At 64.1% G+C, this 18,844-nt stretch carries 15 protein-coding genes; 7 read left to right on the forward strand and 8 right to left on the reverse strand.

Annotated features, from left to right (window positions below; translation table 11 throughout):
• Nucleotides 1-56: 56 nt before the first annotated feature.
• The 7 genes from AC0L2K_RS00290 to AC0L2K_RS00320 all read left to right on the forward strand — a co-directional run bounded on the left by AC0L2K_RS00290 (nt 57) and on the right by AC0L2K_RS00320 (nt 8,733).
• Nucleotides 57-1,502 carry a carotenoid oxygenase family protein gene (locus AC0L2K_RS00290; RefSeq protein WP_473530307.1) on the forward strand — a complete coding sequence of 482 codons (1,446 nt, stop codon included), beginning with the start codon at nt 57-59 and terminating at the stop codon, nt 1,500-1,502.
• Between the two features lie 151 nt (nt 1,503-1,653).
• Nucleotides 1,654-2,436 carry an SDR family oxidoreductase gene (locus AC0L2K_RS00295; protein ID WP_128168621.1) on the forward strand — a complete coding sequence of 261 codons (783 nt, stop codon included), beginning with the start codon at nt 1,654-1,656 and terminating at the stop codon, nt 2,434-2,436.
• Nucleotides 2,437-2,761: 325 nt separating this feature from the next.
• The gene (locus tag AC0L2K_RS00300) at nt 2,762-3,676 is read left to right on the forward strand and encodes a sugar phosphate isomerase/epimerase family protein (protein ID WP_128245886.1); all 915 of its coding nucleotides are present in this window, start codon (nt 2,762-2,764) and stop codon (nt 3,674-3,676) included.
• 45 nt (nt 3,677-3,721) lie between these two features.
• A complete protein-coding gene (locus tag AC0L2K_RS00305; RefSeq protein ID WP_473530308.1) occupies nt 3,722-4,756 on the forward strand; it encodes an ABC transporter substrate-binding protein in 1,035 nt (344 codons plus the stop codon).
• A gap of 236 nt (nt 4,757-4,992) precedes the next feature.
• Nucleotides 4,993-6,531 carry a sugar ABC transporter ATP-binding protein gene (locus AC0L2K_RS00310; RefSeq protein WP_128168624.1) on the forward strand — a complete coding sequence of 513 codons (1,539 nt, stop codon included), beginning with the start codon at nt 4,993-4,995 and terminating at the stop codon, nt 6,529-6,531.
• On the forward strand, nt 6,528-7,496 hold the full coding sequence (locus AC0L2K_RS00315) for an ABC transporter permease (protein WP_473530309.1): 969 nt from the start codon (nt 6,528-6,530) through the stop codon (nt 7,494-7,496). The genes AC0L2K_RS00310 and AC0L2K_RS00315 overlap by 4 nt, the downstream gene beginning before the upstream one ends.
• A gap of 256 nt (nt 7,497-7,752) precedes the next feature.
• Complete coding sequence (locus tag AC0L2K_RS00320; RefSeq protein WP_473530310.1) at nt 7,753-8,733, forward strand: ABC transporter permease; 981 nt, start codon at nt 7,753-7,755, stop codon at nt 8,731-8,733.
• A gap of 42 nt (nt 8,734-8,775) precedes the next feature.
• On the opposite strand, the gene AC0L2K_RS00325 is transcribed toward AC0L2K_RS00320, so the two are convergent.
• The 8 genes from AC0L2K_RS00325 to AC0L2K_RS00360 form a co-directional block, all read right to left on the reverse strand.
• A complete protein-coding gene (locus AC0L2K_RS00325) occupies nt 8,776-9,210 on the reverse strand; it encodes an FKBP-type peptidyl-prolyl cis-trans isomerase (RefSeq protein WP_473530311.1) in 435 nt (144 codons plus the stop codon).
• Nucleotides 9,211-10,001: 791 nt separating this feature from the next.
• Nucleotides 10,002-10,808, reverse strand: a complete 807-nt coding sequence (locus AC0L2K_RS00330) for a cytochrome c oxidase subunit 3 (RefSeq protein WP_473530312.1) — start codon at nt 10,806-10,808, stop codon at nt 10,002-10,004.
• Nucleotides 10,805-12,379 (reverse strand): cytochrome c oxidase subunit I, encoded by a 1,575-nt coding sequence (locus AC0L2K_RS00335; RefSeq protein ID WP_473530313.1) that lies wholly within the window; start codon nt 12,377-12,379, stop codon nt 10,805-10,807. The genes AC0L2K_RS00330 and AC0L2K_RS00335 overlap by 4 nt, the downstream gene beginning before the upstream one ends.
• Nucleotides 12,376-13,200 carry a cytochrome c oxidase subunit II gene (gene coxB / locus AC0L2K_RS00340; RefSeq protein ID WP_091592347.1) on the reverse strand — a complete coding sequence of 275 codons (825 nt, stop codon included), beginning with the start codon at nt 13,198-13,200 and terminating at the stop codon, nt 12,376-12,378. The genes AC0L2K_RS00335 and coxB overlap by 4 nt, the downstream gene beginning before the upstream one ends.
• Nucleotides 13,201-13,205: 5 nt before the next feature.
• Entirely contained in the window at nt 13,206-14,819 is a 1,614-nt protein-coding gene (locus tag AC0L2K_RS00345) for a GMC family oxidoreductase (protein ID WP_473512361.1), read from the reverse strand.
• Nucleotides 14,816-15,364: a sugar dehydrogenase complex small subunit gene (locus tag AC0L2K_RS00350; protein ID WP_473530314.1), complete on the reverse strand. Its 549-nt coding sequence runs from the start codon at nt 15,362-15,364 to the stop codon at nt 14,816-14,818. Before AC0L2K_RS00350 ends, AC0L2K_RS00345 begins: the two co-directional genes overlap by 4 nt.
• Before the next feature lie 323 nt (nt 15,365-15,687).
• The gene (gene ampH, locus AC0L2K_RS00355; protein ID WP_128168633.1) at nt 15,688-16,845 is read right to left on the reverse strand and encodes a D-alanyl-D-alanine-carboxypeptidase/endopeptidase AmpH; all 1,158 of its coding nucleotides are present in this window, start codon (nt 16,843-16,845) and stop codon (nt 15,688-15,690) included.
• A gap of 460 nt (nt 16,846-17,305) precedes the next feature.
• Complete coding sequence (locus AC0L2K_RS00360) at nt 17,306-18,805, reverse strand: helicase HerA domain-containing protein (RefSeq protein WP_473530315.1); 1,500 nt, start codon at nt 18,803-18,805, stop codon at nt 17,306-17,308.
• Nucleotides 18,806-18,844: the final 39 nt, after the last annotated feature.

Below are 18,844 nucleotides of genomic sequence, written 5' to 3' on the forward strand. Positions count from 1 at the left end.
GCTGACGCGTTTAGTGGCAGGAGGGCGGAGGCACCAGGCAAGCGAAGGAGGCTGGAATGCCGGAAGCGAACGGCCGTTACGCACTGGGCTTCACCACACTCGAACACGAAGTCGACCAGCTGCCATTGAAGGTGGAGGGGGCGTTGCCGCCCTGGCTGACCGGCAGCCTGCTTCGAACCGGGCCGGCGAAATTCGAGGTCGGGCAGCAGGCTTATACGCATTGGTTCGACGGTCTCGCCATGCTCCACGCCTTCGACTTCCGCCATGGCGCGGTCCGCTATTCCAACCGCTTCATTCGCTCGCAATCCTATTGCGAGGCGATGGAGAAGGGCCGCATCGCGCGCGGCGAGTTCATGACGGATCCGTGCCGCACGATTTTTGGCCGCGTCATGGCGATCTTCAGCCCAAAGCTGACCGACAATGCAAACGTCAATGTCTCCGTGCTGGCGGGCGAGGTCGTCGCGCTGACCGAGACGCCGATGCCGATCCGCTTCGATCTGCACACGCTCGAAACGCAGGGCAGGCTCCGATTCAGTCAGGGCATCAAGGGACAGATGTCGACTGCGCACCCGCACAGCGACGGCGAGCGCGGCTATTCCTACGTCATCGAGATGGGGCGCAGCAGCACGTATCGCCTTTTCGTCGACGAGAAGGACGCGCAGCGTGTCCTGGCCGAATTGGCCGTTGATCGGCCGAGCTACATGCATTCCTTCGGCATGTCGGAACGCTATTTGGTGCTGACGGAGTTCCCGCTTCGGGTGAACCCGCTCAAGCTCGCTTTCTCCGGCAAGCCCTTCATCACGAATTATCGCTGGCAGCCGGAGTTCGGCACGTTGTTAACGGTAATCGATAAGTCGACCGGCGCTGTCGCCGTCCGTGCCAGGGCAGCGCCGTGCTTCTGCTTTCATCATGTCAATGCGTTCGAGGCGGACGGCGCGCTGCTGGTGGACCTTCTCGCCTATCCCGATGCGAAGATCATCGATGACCTGCGCCTCGACCGGCTGCGCATCGGGGCGCAAATCAACCCGACCTCGACCTTGACGCGGTACCGCATTCCGCTCGACGGTAACAGCTCTGGGGCTATCGAGATCGTGCCGGAGCCACTCTGCGACACGCGTATCGAGTTGCCGCGCATCGACTATTCCCGCCGCGCAGGCAGGCCGTATCGCTGCGTATGGGGAACAGGGCAAAGTGAATCGGACAGTTTCCTTGACACCATTGCCAAGATCGAGCTTTCAGCAACTGCGCCGGCAACGGTGACGACCTGGGCCGAATCGGGCTGCTATCCCGGCGAGCCTGTATTTGTGGCGCGGCCGGCGGGCGGAGAGGAAGACGACGGCGTCCTCTTGTCCGTCGTGCTCGATACAGGCGCGGGCACGTCATTCCTGCTTGTGCTAGACGCCGCGACGCTTGCCGAACTCGCCCGGGCCTCCGTACCGCATCACGTCCCCTTTGGCTTTCACGGCAACTATTTTGCGCCCCTGGACCGACCTGCGCACTGACCGATGCCAAGTGCCGGCCACCGCCGGCATGGTCGGCGCCTCCCAGGCCTCGCTCGCCGCATCGACAATGGCCTCGACATCGCTTCAAGCGCATGGTTGATCTGCTGGCTTCCATATCTGTGAAAACGGAAACCTTGTCCCGGGAGGAGGAATGGAGTTTCGGTTGGAAGGCAAGGTGGTGCTGGTCACCGGTGCGACGCAAGGCATCGGCCGGGCGATCGCCGAGGCGCTGGCGCGTTCTGGTGCCGGCGGCCTGCTGGTCACCGGCCGCGAGCCCGTGCGCGGCAGCGAAGTGGCGACGTCGCTCTCCCAGGCCGGCACGCCAACCGCATTCGTCGCCGCCGATCTGGCGGATACCACGGCGCCGGCGCGGCTGGTTGACGAATGTATCAGTCGCTTCGGCCGTATCGATGCCTTGGTCAACGCCGCCGGCCTGACCAACCGCGCCTCATTCCTCGATGCCGATTTTGACGACTGGACGGCGCTGTTCGCCGTCAATGCGCGGGCGCCGTTCTTTCTGATGCAGGCGGCCATCAGGCAGATGCGCAAGCAAGGTCAGGGCGGCGCCATCGTCAACATCCTGTCGATCAACGCGCATTGCGGCTCGCCCGAACTCGCCGTCTATTCGGCCACCAAGGGCGCACTCGCGACGCTGACCCGCAACGCCGCCAACGCGCACCGTTTCGACCGCATCCGAGTCAACGGCATCAATGTCGGCTGGACCGACACGCCGGCCGAACGCATCATGCAGGCCGAGACGCTGGGGCATGGTCCGGGCTGGATCGACGCCGCCAATGCATCGCAGCCTTTCGGGCGCCTGCTGGCGGCCGACGAGGTGGCCAACCTCGCCGTCTTCCTGCTCTCCGACGCGTCCGGGCCGATGACCGGCGCGCTGATCGACCAGGAGCAATGGGTCGTCGGGGCGAACCGGTGACGGTTTTCGCATCGCCCGAAACGCCAAGTCCGGCACTGCTTAGCCGGCTTCCTCCCGCCGTGCAGAAGCCGTCCTACGACCGGACGGCGCTGGCCCCCGGGCATCGCCCACATCCGGCGTCGGCGCCTTCCATCGCTGCTTTGCCGGCGGCGGGGGAATGGCCTGGCGGACCGGATCGCCGCCAATGATGATGTCCCACGACGGACTGCTCTGCGACGATCCGATGGCATTCGTCAGACAGGTTTGCGCATTGCCGGCGGCCACACGGTTGAAGCGGCCTGCACAATCGGCATAGTAGGCCGGTCGTGAACCACGGGAGGGCCACATGAAGCTCGGACTGCTCACCGCACCGTTTGCCGACACCCCGCTCGGCGAGGTCGCCGACTGGTCAAGTTCTGCCGGCTTCGAGGCGCTCGAGATCGCCTGCTGGCCGAAATCCTCAGGCGCTGCCCGGCGCTATGCCGGCACCAGCCATATCGACGCCGCCTCCACCTCGGCCTCGCAGGCCAAGGAAATCACTGCTGCACTGGCGGAAGAGAACCTGGCGATCTCGGGCCTCGGCTTTTATCCCAATCCGCTGCATCCCGATGCCGCCCACCGCAAGGCCGTCGTCGATCATTTGAAGAAGGTGATCGTGCTGGCCGGCCATATGGGCGTGCCGGTGGTCAACACCTTCTGTGGCGGCGACGCCTCGAAAACCATCGACGCCAACTGGCAAGAGGCACTCAAACTATGGCCCGCCATCATTGCCCATGCGCGCGACAACGGCGTCAAGCTGGCTTTTGAGAACTGCCCGATGATCTTCAGCTATGACGAATGGCCGGGCGGCCACAACATCGCCTATTCGCCCTATATCTGGCGCCGCATCTTAGACGCCTGGGGCGGCGACGTCGGCATGAACTTCGACCCGTCGCATCTGGTCTGGCAGATGATCGACCAGGCCCGCTTCATCAGGGAATTCGGCCCGTACATGCTGCATGTCCATGCCAAGGACCTGATGATCGACCATGATGGGCTTTACGAGCGCGGTATCCTCTCGGCCGGCATGGGCTGGCAGGTGCCGCGCATGCCGGGGCTTGGCGATGTCGACTGGAATGTGATCTTCTCCGGCCTCTACCGCGCCGGCTACGACGGAGCCATCATCATCGAACACGAGGACCGGCGCTTTGAAGGAAGCGACGATGAGGTCAAGCGAGGCTTTCTGCTCGCCCGCGACGTGCTGCGCCCCTTCGTGAAATGAACCCTCTTTTCGAACAGAACTGAAACAAGGTGGAGGAAGACTGAAATGAAAAAATATCTGGCAATGGTCCCGCTGCTTGCCGGCGCGGCGTTTCTGGCTTCGGTGGGCGTCTCGTCCGCTGAAGCCAAATACACGATCGGCGTCTCCAACACGGTGCAGGGCAATGGCTGGCGCGAGGAGATGATCTGCGCCATCAAGGCGCAGGCGCTCGCCTCCGGCGAGGTCACCAAGCTCAACATCGCCCATCGCAACACCGACGCCGCCGGCCAGCTCGAAGACATCCGCAACCTGATCAGCGCCAAGGTCAACGCCATCGTCGTCAACCCGGCCGATCCCGCCGGCATCAAGTCGGCGCTCGAGGAAGCCACCAAGGCCGGCATCGTCGTCGTCGCCGTCGACCAGGCGGTCACGGAGCCCTCGGCCTACATCATCTCCAACAACCAGGAGCAGTATGCCTATCTCGGCGCCAAATGGCTGTTCCAGCAGATCGGCGGCAAGGGCGACGTCGTCTACATGCGCGGCGCCGCCGGCGCCTCGGCCGACAGCGACCGCGACAAGGGTTTTAAAAAGGCGCTTGCCGAATTCCCCGACGTCAAGGTCGTGCATGAGGTCTTCACCGGCTGGCAGCAGGACCAGGGCAAGCAGCAGATCCTCGATTTCATCGCCACCGGAGCGCCGTTCAACGGCATCTGGACCTCGGGCATCGACAATGTGATCGTCGACGCGCTGGTCGAGTCGCAGACGCCGCTGGTGCCGGTGGTCGGCGCCGACAATGCCGGCTTCGTCGGCCAGCTGAACTCGGTCGAAGGCCTCGTCGGCGCGGCGGTGACCAACCCCGGCTCGATCGGCGGCGCCGGCGTGACCTTGGCGCTGCAGATCCTGAACGGCAAAAAGCCGGCAGAGCAGACCGTTCTCGTCGAGCCGCAGCTGTGGGAGAACGTCACCGCGGAGGGCAAGGCCAAGCTGAAAAGCGCCGCCGATCCGTCGCTGAGCCCGGAATGGCCGGTCTCGATCTCCATTCCGGAGTGGACCACCTACACCAAGGAGCAGATCATCGCCTGCAAGGGCCCGGGCGAGTAATTCGCTGGCTTGAATTGGCTGGCGCTCTACGGCGCCCCCCTCTGTCCTGCCGGACATCTCCCCACGAGGGGGAAGATCAGCCGTCACCAAAGGCCTTGGCCAATCTTCGGCGTTGCAAGAAGAGAGCCGGTGTCAAAGCTGCCAATCTCCCCCCTTGTGGGGGAGATGTCCGGCAGGACAGAGGGGGGGCCGTAGAGCGCCAGCAAGAGAGTTTCTGGAACGAAAGCAACGCGATTTTGAGCACCAACCCTCTCCTCGACGCCACCGGCGTCGTGAAAACCTACGGCGCCGTGGTGGCGTTGCGCAATGCGTCGCTGTCGGTTCTGCCGGGCGAGGTTCACGCTCTGATGGGCGCCAATGGCGCCGGCAAATCGACGCTGGTCAAAATCCTGACCGGCGCCATCCGCGCCGATGCCGGGCATATCCTGATCCGCGGCGAGACGCGCGACGTGCGCTCGCCTGCCGATGCGCGCCGCGCCGGCCTGCTTCCCGTCTATCAGGAACCGTCGCTGATCCCCGATCTCGACGTCGCCTCCAACCTTCGCCTGACCGACACGCCGGTCGAGCCGTTCCGCGCCTGGGTGCGCGAACTCGGCATTCCCGACCTCGACGTCCGCGACACCGCGCGCGACATCCCGCTGGCCGTGCTGCGCGTGCTCGATCTGGCGCGTGCGCTGGCGGTCGAGCCCGACGTGTTGCTGCTCGACGAGATGACCGCCGCTCTGCCGGCAAACCTTGCCGAAAAGGTGCTTGAGGTCGTTCGCCGCCAGGGCGACAGCGGCCGATCGGTGATCTTCATTTCCCACCGCTTTGTCGAAATATCGGCGCTTTGCGACCGTGCCACCGTGCTTCGCGACGGCGAGACCGTCGGCGTCGTCGACATCGAGCCGGGCGTCGAGGAGCGCATCGTCGAGATGATGCTCGGCGCCAAGGTCGAAAAGACGCGAATGGCGGCGCGCCAGGCGAGCCAGGCCGCTTCGCCGAAAATCAGCCGTCCGCGGCTCGGCGTGGCGAACCTTCGTGTCGGCACCAAGCTCAACGACGTGTCGTTCGACCTGGCCAACGGCGAGGTCGCGGGCGTCGTCGCGCTCGAGGGCCAAGGCCAGGACGAGCTCTTCGCCGCGCTCGCCGGCTCGATCCGCCCGTCCGGCGGCACCATCGAAGTGGACGGGCAGCCGGTGAAATTCGCGCATCCGGCCGATGCGATCCGCGCCGGCATCGCCTATGTGCCCGGCGACCGCACCGAAGCTTTGACCATGCAGCGCTCCGTGCGCGAAAACATCGCGCTCCCGTTCAGCGCCGCCTTGCGCAACTGGGGACCGATCAACATGGCGCAGGAACGCTCCAGGGTCGTCAGCGCGATCGAGCGTCTGCAGATCGACACCCGCGCCCAGCGCGAGGTGCAGCGGCTGTCCGGCGGCAACCAGCAGAAGGTGACGATCGCCCGCTGGATCGCCGCCGAAGCACACACCATCCTCTGCTTCGACCCGACGCGCGGCATCGATGTCGGCACCAAGCAGGAGATTTACAAGCTGCTGCGCGAACTCGCCGACCAAGGCAAGTCGGTGCTGTTCTATACATCCGAACTCGAGGAGGTGCAGCGTGTCTGCGATCGCGTCATCGTCATCTTTGGCGGGCGCGTCGTCGACGTCTTCCCCGTCGAACTCGCCGACGAGCCGGCGCTGATGCGCGCCGCTTACGGCTTGCCGCGCGGCGCCAAGGTGGACGTCGGCATCCTTGCCGATATCCACTCGAGCCCGGTGGCGAAGCCTTGACCCGCTTCGTCCGCCGTCAGGGCTGGGTCGCCGGCCTGCTCGTCCTGTTCGTGGTCCTGTTGGTGATCACCAGGCTCATCCAGCCAGGCTACGGCAGCGGCGATTTCGGCTCGCTGGTGCGCGCGGTGCTGCCCTACGCCTTTGCCGTGGCCGCCCAGACGATTGTCGTCATCGCCGGCGGCATCGATCTTTCCGTCGGCGCCATGATGGCGCTGACCAGCGTCACCGCCGCCTCGATGATGGACGGCGCCAGCGAGGAATACGCGCTTTTCGTCGTGCCGTTCGTGCTGGCGATGGGGCTGGTGCTAGGGGCTGTCAACGGCATGCTGATCGTCGTCACCCGCGTGCCCGATATCGTCGTCACGCTGGCCACCCTGTTCGTCCTGCAGGGCGCGGCGCTGCTGGTGCTCGGTGCGCCCGGCGGCGCGGTGGCGGAATGGCTAAGGGCGACCATCGTCGGCACGGTCGCGATCCCGGGCTTGCCAGAAATCTCTGCCTGGATACCGAAGGCGCTGGTGCTGCTGGTCGTCTGCCTGTGCATTATCTGGATACCGCTCAAGCGCTCAAAGCTCGGCCTGTCGATCTACGCCATCGGCAGCAGCGAGCTCGCCGCATTTCGCAGCGGCGTGCCGGTCGCGCGCACCAAAATCATCGCCTATGCCCTGTCGGGGCTTTTCGCTGCCATGGGCGGGCTGGCGCTGACCATGAGCACAGGCATCGGCGCCCCTATTCCCGGCCCCTATCTTCTCGCCAGCGTGGCGGCGGTGGTGCTCGGCGGCGTCGCGCTTGGCGGCGGCAAGGGCGGCCTGCTCGGCCCGATCGTCGCCGTCTTCGTGCTGCGGCTGGTGCGCACCGACCTGACGCTCTTGGCCATCGATCCCAACGTCACCGCAATCATCGAGGGCGCGATCATGGTCGCCGTCGTCATGTTCGGCGCCTTTATTACGATGAGGGGGCGGCAATGATGAGCAATGGCGCAAGGCTGGTTTACGGAGTCGGCGATCCACGGCGCCCCCCTCTGTCCTGCCGGACATCTCCCCCAGTTGGGGGGAGATTGGACGGCGCGACGGCTTTCGCCAATTGTCGACGTTGCAAGAATGAGCGAGGCGCCGAAGCTGCCAATCTCCCCACCCGTGGGGGAGATGTCCGGCAGGACAGAGGGGGGCGCCGTAGAACGCCATCCTCTCCCGGCATCGCGCCACCCCAATCGCGAGCAACCTCATGAGCACAACCGCGATCCAACCCGTCCCCTTCGGCCGCCGCCTCAAGCGCTTCATGGCCGACCGGCCGCTGATCCCGCTGATCATCCTGCTGGTCATCCTGGTGGTGGTCCTGCAGATCCTGCGCCCCGGCATCGTCAACGAGCGCTGGCTCGCCAACACCGTCAAATTCGCCATTCCGCTGGCAATTCTGGCCGGATGCCAGACCATGACCATGTTGACCGGCGGCATCGATCTGTCGGTCGGAACCGTGGCGACGATGAGCGCCTTCATCATGGCGACGCAGGTCGTCAACCATGACCCGGCGGTGGCGATCCTGATCGCCTTGGTGCCGGCGGTGCTGATTGGGCTGGTCAACGGCATCGGCGTCGGCGTGTTTCGCGTGCACCCACTGATCATGACGCTTGGCACCAGCCTGATCGGCACCGGCTGCCTGCAGGTCTATCAGCGCACCGTCATCGCTTCGGGCGCCAAGATTCCGCCCTTCCTGGCCTGGTTGGGCACTGGCCTCACCTATGGCGTGCCCAACGCGCTGCTGCTGTTCGTGCCGATCGCCGTCCTCATCGTCTTCACCTTGAACCGCACCGGCTTTGGCCGCCTGCTTTACGCGGTCGGCGACAATGAAGGCGCAGCACGCCTGTCCGGCGTCCGCTATTGGCAGATCATATCAGCGCTCTACGTCATCTCCAGCGTGCTCGCCGGCATCACCGGGCTGCTCTATATAGGCCTGATCAAGGCGCCGTCGCTGTCGCTGGCCGAGCCGCTGGTGCTGCCTTCGGTAGCAGCCGCGGTGATCGGCGGAACCTCGATCTTCGGCGGCCGCGGCGGCTACACCGGCACGATCATCGGGGCGCTGATCCTTACCGTGCTGACGACCCTGCTGACCATCCTGCAAATGCCGGAAGGCGCGCGGCGGATACTGTTCGGGCTGATCGTGCTGTTCGTCACGGCGGCGTATTTGCGGATTATTGAGGATCGGTAGGGGAAGCGCTGGAGCCGGGGCCTCTTTTGACCGAAGCATAGTCTACGCCGCCTGAACGATCTCGACCAGTTCAACGTCGAACACCAGATCCTTTCCGGCCAACGGATGATTGCCGTCGAGCTTGACGCTGGCGTCGTCGACGCCGACGACCGTCACCTGCATGGGGCGCCCTTCGGGGGTTCTGGCCTGCAATCGAGTACCGATATCGAGGTTGAGGTTGTCCGGCACCCTGGCGCGGTCGACGGTCATGACCGCTTCGGGGCGGTGGGGGCCATAGGCAGCGTCGGCGGGAACGGTGACGGTGCTTTTCGCGCCTACCTCCATGCCCTCGACATAGGTCTCAAGGCCGGGGATCACTTGCCCTTCACCGAGCTTGAATTGCAGCGGTTCGCTGCCGGAAGAATCGAATTGAGTGCCGTCGGCTAGACGTCCAGTATAATTGATGCGCACGGTGTCGCCATTCTTGGCCTGTGTCATGGCAGTCATCCTTTGGGAGTTTTTGAGGGACCGGCCAGAGTTCACGGTCCCGTTTTCGATCATCCACGCACTAAGGTGCGCGGCGCGAAACTCTAAAACTAGGGGCTTGGCTGCCGATGTAAACCCAGAATGCCAATTCAGCCACCTGCGTAAAGACAAGTCGCGGAGGCGGACTGGGATCTGTTCGCCAAGGATCTGGGGCGCGCATTTTCGAGCATGTCGTGGCGACAGAGATTGCGAAGACTCTGATCGGCCACCCACCCCGCGGTTTTTGGCGTTTGCTGATGTTGAGCGACGTCAGCTTTCGCCCAAGCGCATCAACCTTCAACAGCCAAGCTCCCCTGCTCCGCCTCCCCCGCATTAGGATCCCCCGGCGCCGTCGCCGGTCACCTGGCTCGTGTTCCAGCCGCGCAAGCCATGGCGAGTCGCTATGGCATCGTGCACGGAAGACGCCACCGCCTTTACGGCAAGTTCGTGATCAATTGAATGACGCTCTGCCATTGCGGCCCTCATCCTGAAACGCAACTTGCCTTTAGGCAAAACCACGGCCGCAATTCTTTTGCAACTACAGCTTGAGATATGCTTGGTCGATTGATGATCGAGGAGGGGAGCCACTACACTACTTGATCCTGCAGGAAACTGATCGACTATGGAGTAAGATCACTTCCGCCAGAGGCAGCTCTTCTGGGTGCTTTTGAGTTTGCTTCTGTGCAACTTTGAACCGCGAAGGCCCGCCCTCAGCCGGCTCCTTCAGCAATGCCGATGCTAGTCGACGTCGCGTCGGCACGCTCCTAGCTGGCCCAGGCGTAGAAGACGGCGAACAGCAGAAGCCACACCGCATCGACAAAATGCCAGTACCAGGATGCCGCCGTCGGGATGAAGCCGGCGCCGCCGGCTGAGCGCGCGCGGATCACCCGATATGCGGCGATCGACAGCAACAAGATGCCGATAACGACGTGCAGGCCGTGGAAGCCAGTCGTAAGGAAGAAGATCGAGGGATAGACACCGTCGCGGAATCCCACCGAGGCGAGGCTGAATTCCCGAAGCTGGAGGCCGACGAACACGCCGCCGAGCGCGATCGCCACGGTAAGCCCGATAGCCGAAAGCTGCCATCGCTCTTTCAGAAGCCAGTCGTGCGCCGCTGCGACGCAGACCCCCGACGCGACGAGGATCACTGTGTTGAGAAGCGGGCCGCCCCAAGGGTCGTCGGGGCGCATCGGCGTAGGTGGCCATGAGCTGAACCCCGCGACCTCCGGATAGATCGCGTATCGTAGGTAGGCGGCGAACAAGTCGGCGAAGAACGCTACCTCGGACGCGATTAAGGCGATGATCGCGATCCTCGGGCCAAAGGTGTTTTGCGGACCATTCGCACGCTCACCACTCGTCGCCCGCGACCACGCTGTCAGAGCGATGAACAATGGCAGAAGCCCCACCGCGATCACGAGCGGACCGAGTACCGCGATGCTGCCTGCCAGCGTGCCGAACAGCGACGGGTGGAAGAGCGCGAGACCGGCGCACGCTAGCAGGAACAGCGAGACAGCAATCGCGACAGGCCATCGGCCATCCGTGCCGCCGACCTCGGTGACAGTCTTGCTCACGCGCCTGCCTCCGCGCCCGCCGTGCCACGCGCACGCGCCATCTCGGGATCGTCATCCCATTCATGCGTGAAAGCCGGACCCCACACATCGCGCGGGGCCAGCGCGCCACGCCGCAGCGAGACCGCAAGCATCACCAGGAACAGCAGCGTGGAGGCGAGCGCGAGCACAGCGCCGAGCGACGCAATCATATTCCAGCCCAAGAAACCGTCCGGATAATCCGCGATGCGCCGTGGCATTCCTGCCAGTCCGAGGAAATGCATCGGGAAAAACAGAACGTTGGTGCCGATGAAGAAGCACCAGAAATGCAGCCGTCCAACCCACTCCGGGAACATGCGTCCGGTCATGCGCGGAAACCAGTAATAGAAGCCGGCGAAGATCGCATAGGTCGCGCCGAGGCTCAGCACATAGTGGAAATGCGCGACGACGTAGTAGGTGTTGTGCAGCACTTGATCCGCGCCGGCATTGGCAAGCACGATCCCCGTCGTGCCGCCGACCGTGAACATGATGATGAAGCCCAGCGCCCACAGCATCGGCACGGTGAGGCGGATCGACCCGCCCCACATAGTGGCAATCCAGGCGAACACCTTGATGCCGGTCGGCACCGCGATCACCATCGAGGCCAGCGTGAAGAAGGCACGCGGCGCGAAGCCGCCACCGACGGTGAACATATGGTGCGCCCAGACGATGAAACCCAGCGCCGCAATTGATGCCATCGCCAGCACCATGCCGGGATAACCGAAAATCGGGCGACCTGAGAACCGCGAGACGATCTGACTGATGATGCCGAAGGCCGGCAGGATCATGATGTAGACCTCCGGATGGCCGAAGAACCAGAAGAGGTTCATGAACAGCATCGGGTCTCCGCCGCCGGCTGGATCGAAAAAGGCGCCGCCGAAATTGCGGTCGGCAAGCAGCATCGCCAGCGCGGCAGCCAGCACCGGCATGGCGAGAAGCAGCATGAGCGACGAAATCAGGATCGACCAAACGAACAGCGGCATGCCGAACAGCGGCAAGCGATCCTCGCGCATGTTGAGGATGGTAGTGACGAAATTGATCGCGCTGATCACGGAAGAAATGCCGGCCAAGTGCAGCGCGAGGATCGTCATGTCGACCGATGGTCCGGGCTGGCCGTCTATGCCCGACAGCGGCGGATAGAGGCTCCAGCCGGTACCCGTTCCGTCGCCGACCAGCAGCGACCCGATCAGCATGATCAAGGACAGCGGCAGCAACCAGAAGCCGAGACTGTTCAGTCCCGGAAAGGCCATGTCGCGCGCACCAATCATCAGCGGGACGAACCAGTTGCCGAAGCCGCCGATCAACGCCGGCATCACCATGTAGAAGATCATGATCAGGCCATGCGCGGTGATCAGCGCGTTCCAGGACTGGCCGTTGACGACATAGTCCATGCCCGGCTGCGCCAGTTCGAGCCGCATGTAGCCCGAGATCGCGCCGCCCAGCGTCCCCGCCATGATCGCGAATCCGAGATAAAGCGTGCCGATCGCCTTATGGTCGGTGGTGAACAGCCAAGCCGCAATCGACCGGCACGCGCGCCTATGTTTGGTGGCGCTCATTTCGCCACCTGCGCTGATATAGTCGCGGCGCTGACCACCGGATATCGCGTTGCAGCGTCCCGCACCCAGGCGTCGAAATCAGGCTGCGCCATGGCCTCGATCGCGATCGGCATGAAGGAGTGATTCAGACCGCAGATCTGGTTGCACTGCCCGTAATAGACGCCCGGCTTCTCGACGCGTGTCCAGGTTTCGTTGAGGCGCCCGGGCATAGCGTAAATCTGTAGGCCCAGTGCCGGCATGAAGAAGGAGTGCACGACGTCCGACGATGTCACCTGTATGCGCACGACAGCGCCGACCGGGACAACCATGCGATTGTCGACCGCTAGCAGACGCGGTTCACCGGCCGGAACGGAGGCCGGCGGCAACATGATGGAATCGTATGCGAAGCCGCCATTGTCGGGATAGGAATAACGCCAGAACCACTGATGGCCGCTGGCCTTTATCGTCAACTGTGCGTCGGGAATATCGCTCTCATAGGCGAGCAGCTGGAGCGACGGCGCGGCGATCGCGCCCAGCACCAGCACCGGCGCGATAGTCCAGCCGAATTCCAGCCAGGGCATGCGCGTGACTTTTGACGCCGTGGGGTGCCGGCTCGCCCGGAAGCGCAAGAGCGCGAAACCGATCAGCATGGCGACGAGCGCGACGATGCAGACGCCGATCAGCAATATGTGGTCGTGCAGCGCAACGATCCGCTCCTTCGTCTCCGAGGCTGAGACGCCGAAACTTGTCTGCCAGTTCGCCGGCGCCTGCGCCAAGCCGTGCCGTGCGTCGAGCATCATTGCGGAGACAAAACCGAGGAAAACAGTGCCCCGCCCGCGCATGACATCTACGCCTTCAGCAGGGAGATGAGATGCGCGCCGAGGCGCGCACTGAGCGCCGCAATGGTGAGCGTGGGCGCATTCGCCGTGATGGACGGGAAGACGGACGAGCCAACGATGTAGAGGTTTGGATGGTCGTGGCTCTTCAGGTCCCTGTCGACGACCGAGGTGAGCGGGTCATCTCCCATGCGTGTCGTGCCGCCCATGATCGCGCTGTCAGCGATCGGGCCGAGCTGCTTGATCTGCGTGGCGCCGAGTGCAGCCATGAGCTTGTTCTGCACATCGCGCGCGACCGCCAGCCCGCGCGCCGTGTAGTCGTCAGACTTGAAGGCGATGTTCGGCCGCGGAATGCCGATCCCGTCCATCTGATTGCTCAGCGTCACGCGATTGTCCGGATTGGGAAGCATTTCGGCAGAGCTGCCAATGATCAGCTCCCGCGCGACGTGCGAACGGACTGCCGCCTTCAACGCATCGCCGCGCAGGCCCTGTTTGATGAAGGTCGTCGCAGCCTGGAACGGACCGACCGCCCGCGCCCAGCCCTCGTTGGAAGGCGAGATGCCGATGGCCGCACGCTCGTTGCGGAAATCGCCGTCCCGAAGCTCGGCAATGCCACCGGTCGAGACCGGTCCGCGATAGGTGAACACGGGATCCCTGGTCAGTCCCTGAATGCCGACATCGATCTGCGACAGCAGATTGCGGCCGACCTGGTCGGAACTGTTCGCCACGCCCGTCGGCGCATTGTCTCCCGTCGAAAGCAGTAGCAGCTTTGGCGTCTCAATAGTATGCGCCGCGATGACCACAATTTTTCCGGTCGCGCTGCCCTCGCTGCGATCCGGGCGACGGTAACGCACTTCGGCAATGCGTTTGTCCGGACCGACGACTAGCTCGTGCACCACGGCCTGCGGCTCGACATGCGCGCTGGCGCGCTCCGCGATGGCGAGATGATGCGTCGCGTCGTACTTCGCCTGGATGGGGCAGATCGGCACGCAGCTCGCATTGCCGCAGCATTGCGGGCGGCCATCCCGCCACACCGAATTGCGCGCCTGTGGAAATGGCAACACCGAGTAGCCGAGCGCCTTGGCAGCGATGCCGACCTGCTTGTCGGCATAGGTCATGGGGATCGGTGGCATCGGAAACGACTTTGAGCGCGGCGCCCCGAAATCGGCGGTGTCGTCGCCCGCGACGCCGATCTCTTCCTCGGCGGCCTGATACCACGGCTCCATGTCGCCATAGGCGATAGGCCAATCGACGCCGACGCCGAACTTCGAGTGCATCTTGAAATCGTTTGGCCGGAACCGCGCGGCGAGCCCGCCCCAGTGCCACGTGGTGCCGCCGACGATCCTCGCCTGCTGTCCCCTAAACGTGTCCGGCCCAGCCTCGACATAGTAGGCGGAGAAGTCGGATTCTTCCGGCTGCGGCGCATAGGGCTGGTCGGGGTAAGGCGAATTCTGGCCCTTCGCGGACGAGTACTGGAATCGTGTCACAGCGGTGCCGCGATCGACGCGCGGTCCCGCCTCGAGGAACAGCACGCTGAAGCCTGCTTTCGCGATAGCCGCGCCGGCAAGCGCCGCGGCTACGCCTGAACCGACAAACACGACATCGGCGGACGCCGGCGCGGTCATTCGGAAAACCGTCCGGGCGGCGGTGCGTTCGCCCACGCGCCAAAATTCGTGTCGCATCGCGTCGGCGGCTTGGTGTAACCGCAGGCATGCCAGACGAACGCATCGAGATAGGTAAGGACGCGTTCTTCCGAGCCGTGCATGATGCTACCCGTATACCAGGCTTGGATGAGCGATTCCGACAGCGGTTTCAGCCCCGCCGACGCAACCGCGCTGTCCCATTCTGTCTCGGGCTGTTCCGTCACGATCGCATGCAGTTTTCCGAGATCGGCGGCGTCAGCGGAGAATGCCTGCAGGAACAATTCCGGAAGCGTGGCGTCGCTCGGCGACATGCCCGTCAGTATGCCTGTCAATTCGCGAAACGCGCCGAGGTCGATCGCGCTGCTCAAGGCGACCTGGCTACGGGCCGCGGCGGGCAATCCGAAGAATGCGGCGAGCGTCGAGACGGCAATGAGAAGCTCGCGTCGCCGCACTGTTGCCGGCGCAGAATGATGCGGCGCCGGCTCACCTACCTGCTTGGGCGGACGCGCATCGTCACTGCCAGCCATCGGTACCCTCAAGGCGAGCCTCTGCTGAAACAACGAGGCCGCACGCTTATCTGAAGCTACGGCTCAATCTGAGCTTGGTCAATCGACCCTTTCAAGCTCAGAACAGTCGAGCCAGAGAGCTCCACATTTGAGATCAAAAGCGCCGCTTGGGCCTGACTTTGCACGCGGCGACCTATCATGCGGTGGTCGTCCTCAGGAGGGGATAGCTAAGCCGTCGGCCGGAAATAGCCGATGTCGAGCTTGCCTGGCCACCAAACATGCGGTCCGTCAGGCCCCTCCCCAGCGTTAATCATCGCGCACGTTCCCCCTGATCAGCGCGAAAATCAGCGTGGAGCGATCTCTGCGACGAGATCGTTCGTCGTCTTGACCCCCGCCATGAAGCCGGCGGCATTGAATTCGTTCATGACGAAGAAAGCGCCGACGCCGCGTGTCGGTGCAATCGCAACATAGAGAAACATCCCTTGCAGGCCGCCGCTCTTCTGGAGGATGAGCGGGCTATGCTCGGTGGGGAGCATGATGACCCATCCGAGACCCATGGCGTCCATCGGGCCGCCGTCATCCAGCCCCACCACCGACGCGAGCCCGTCCCGGTACAAAAAAGCCGCGTGGTTCAAAAGCCGCAGCTCGGCATCGGCCGCAGAAGGCTTGTTCTCGACATGCCAGTTCATCCAGCGCAGCAGGTCGTCCGCGGTCGAGTACAATCCACCGGCGCACTCCATGGCTGTGCTCGTCGGCACGATGGGCATCGCGCTGCCGTCGAAGTTATGGCCCTGCATCAGGCGCGGCTCGTCCTCCGGTCTTGCGTTGAAAACCGTGTCTTTCATGCCGAGAGGATCGAGGACACGCTCCCGAAGGAGCTCGGCATACGGCTTTCCAGAGACATTCGCGAGCGCCGCTCCAAGGAGGTCGTATCCGAAGTTCGAATAGAGAACGGCGGTGCCCGGCGCGAACAGCAGCGGATTGTCCTTGAGGGCGGCAATCTGCGCCTCTTTGGTGTTCGTAGAGAAGGGGTCGGAGGGGGGCGCCTCGGCCACTGGCACCTCCCGCGGAAGGCCGGAAGCTTGCGCGACGAGATCGATCAGGCGAAGGGCGCGGCCATCCTTCTCAGGGAGCGTGACGTCCCAGCCAAGGCGATCCTGCAGCCGGTCGGTGAGCTGTACCTTGCCGTCGATCGCCAGCGAGGAAAGCACACTGCCGCAGAACACCTTGCTCACGGATGCGATGCGGAACATTGTGTCGCCGTCGGGCACTTTTTCACTCCCGTCGGCAATCTTGCCGAAACCGGCCAGGGCCGTCTCGCCGTTGCGCACGGCGCCGAAGATCAGGCCAGGCACTTCGGTGGAGAGATACAGGATCGTACCGTTGAACTGCACCGCTTCCGTCAGCAGCTTGTCCTCGGTATGTCCATAAGAGGGAAGGGTGACGGCTGCGATTGCCGTCAAAGCGATGGCCATAAGTCGGCGCGATCGAGACAAACGCATTGCCGAAATCCTTTGAGGAAGCTGCAGAATAAAATCTTCGGAAAAAGGGCCGCCGCGTAGTATCTTACCATCTCTCCAGAAGCAGGAGATGTCAACAGAATGAACCGAAGGGGGTAATCGGCGGCGGTAGCGTAGTTTCGGCGGCTATTTGCGCTACAGTCCTGCCGTATTTCTTGTCCTTCGTCAGTTGATCGGGGCTGATCTCTTCATTAGCAAACCGACTCGCGGTAATTTAGAAGATATGTGAAGCGCCGTCGGCAGGAGGGAGTGCTGTAGCGTCGAACAATTTACAATAGGCGGATCTGCGTCGCGCCAATCGTCGGCGTATGATGAAGACCGGGCAGAAGAGCTGTGGCGGGCCAGGGCCCTAGCTGCGCAAAAAAGACTCGCCGCTGTACCTGCCGCTTGGCCATACATCGCCTTGATGCGTGGCATTTCCCTTGCGCGCTCGGCCGCCGCCTCACACAGCCAAACGCCCCTGCTCCACCTCCGCAGCACCGGGATCCCCCGGCGCCGTCGCCCAGGCCAGTTCGACCAGCGTTACTGTCCGCCTTCCAACCCCGTCGAGCTGGCAGACGATCAGGCCTTGCTCCTCGATATAAGTCAGCAGGCGCCGGGCGCGGCGCAGCGAGTGCGAGCCGTAGGCGCGGGCGATCGCCGCGTCGCTCGGGCAGGGCCAGCCCTCCTTCGCCGCGCGGGCGATCATCATGAACACGCCCTGCATATCCTCGGGCAGCAGCGAGGCGCGCGCCGAGACGTCTTGCCAGGCGTCATCCCCTGCCATGTCGGAGCCGAGGCCGGCGCGGGCGCGCGTCAGCATGCGGCGAAAGGCGGGCAGGTCCGGCACCACCGAGGCGAGGCCTTCTATCCGGCAGCGGACCACGAACTCCTGATAAAGCACGCCGATGACCCGGAAGCCCGCGTCGGGCTGCGCCAGAACGGCGTGCAGGACACGGTCGACGCGCTCACGCCGCTCCGCCAGATCCTCGGCGCTGATCGGCGGCTCCGACGGTTCGGGGCGGATTTCCAGCGCCGCCGACTTCGCCGCCATCAGCTGATCGAGAAGGTCCGGCGACGACCGGCGCTGCGGCCGGACAGTTTCCGGCGGCGGTGCTGCCAGGATGATGGCGCGGGCGTCCTCCAATGCCGCTTCCGGCAGCGGCATCAGCCGCGGGGTGCCGTTGCGCGGACTTGTATCGGTCGGGCCGATGCGCAAGCCGAGCGGACGGCGCGACAGCGCCGGGCCGAGCGCCATGAACTGGCCGCGCTCCAGGTCGCGAAAAGCCTCCGCCTGTCGCCGCTCCATGCCCAAAAGGTCGGCGGCGCGCGCCATGTCGATGTCGAGAAAGGTCCGCCCCATGAGGAAATTGGAAGCCTCGGCGGCGACGTTCTTGGCGAGCTTGGCCAGCCGCTGGGTTGCGATGATACCGGCAAGCCCGCGTTTGCGGCCACGGCACATCAAATTGGTCATAGCGCCGAGCGAGAGTTTGCGCGCCTCGTCGGAAACCTCGCCGGCCACTGCCGGCGCGAACAGCTGCGCCTCGTCCACCACCACCAGCATCGGATACCAGTGGTCGCGGGCGACCTCGAAAAGCCCGCCGAGGAAGGCGGCGGCGCGCCGCATCTGGTTCTCAGCGTCGAGCCCCTCGAGATTGAGAACCGTCGAGACGCGGTGGATGCGAGCCCGCTCGCCGGCGCTCTGCAGGCCGCGCTCGGTATGCTCCTCGGCGTCGATCACCAAATGGCCGAAACGGTCGCCCAGCGAGACGAAGTCGCCTTCGGGGTCGATGATGGTCTGCTGCACCCAGGGCGCACTCTGCTCCAGCAGCCGGCGCAGCAGATGGGATTTGCCGGAGCCCGAATTGCCCTGCACCAGTAGGCGCGTCGCCAGCAGCTCCTCAAGATCCAGTGCCGCCGGAGCGCCTGCGGTCGTGTGGCCCATCTCGATCGCAACGGTCATGTCTCGACTCTCCTTGAGGAGAGGGCTTATCAACCGCAT

Source organism: Mesorhizobium sp. WSM4817 (assembly GCF_055811135.1).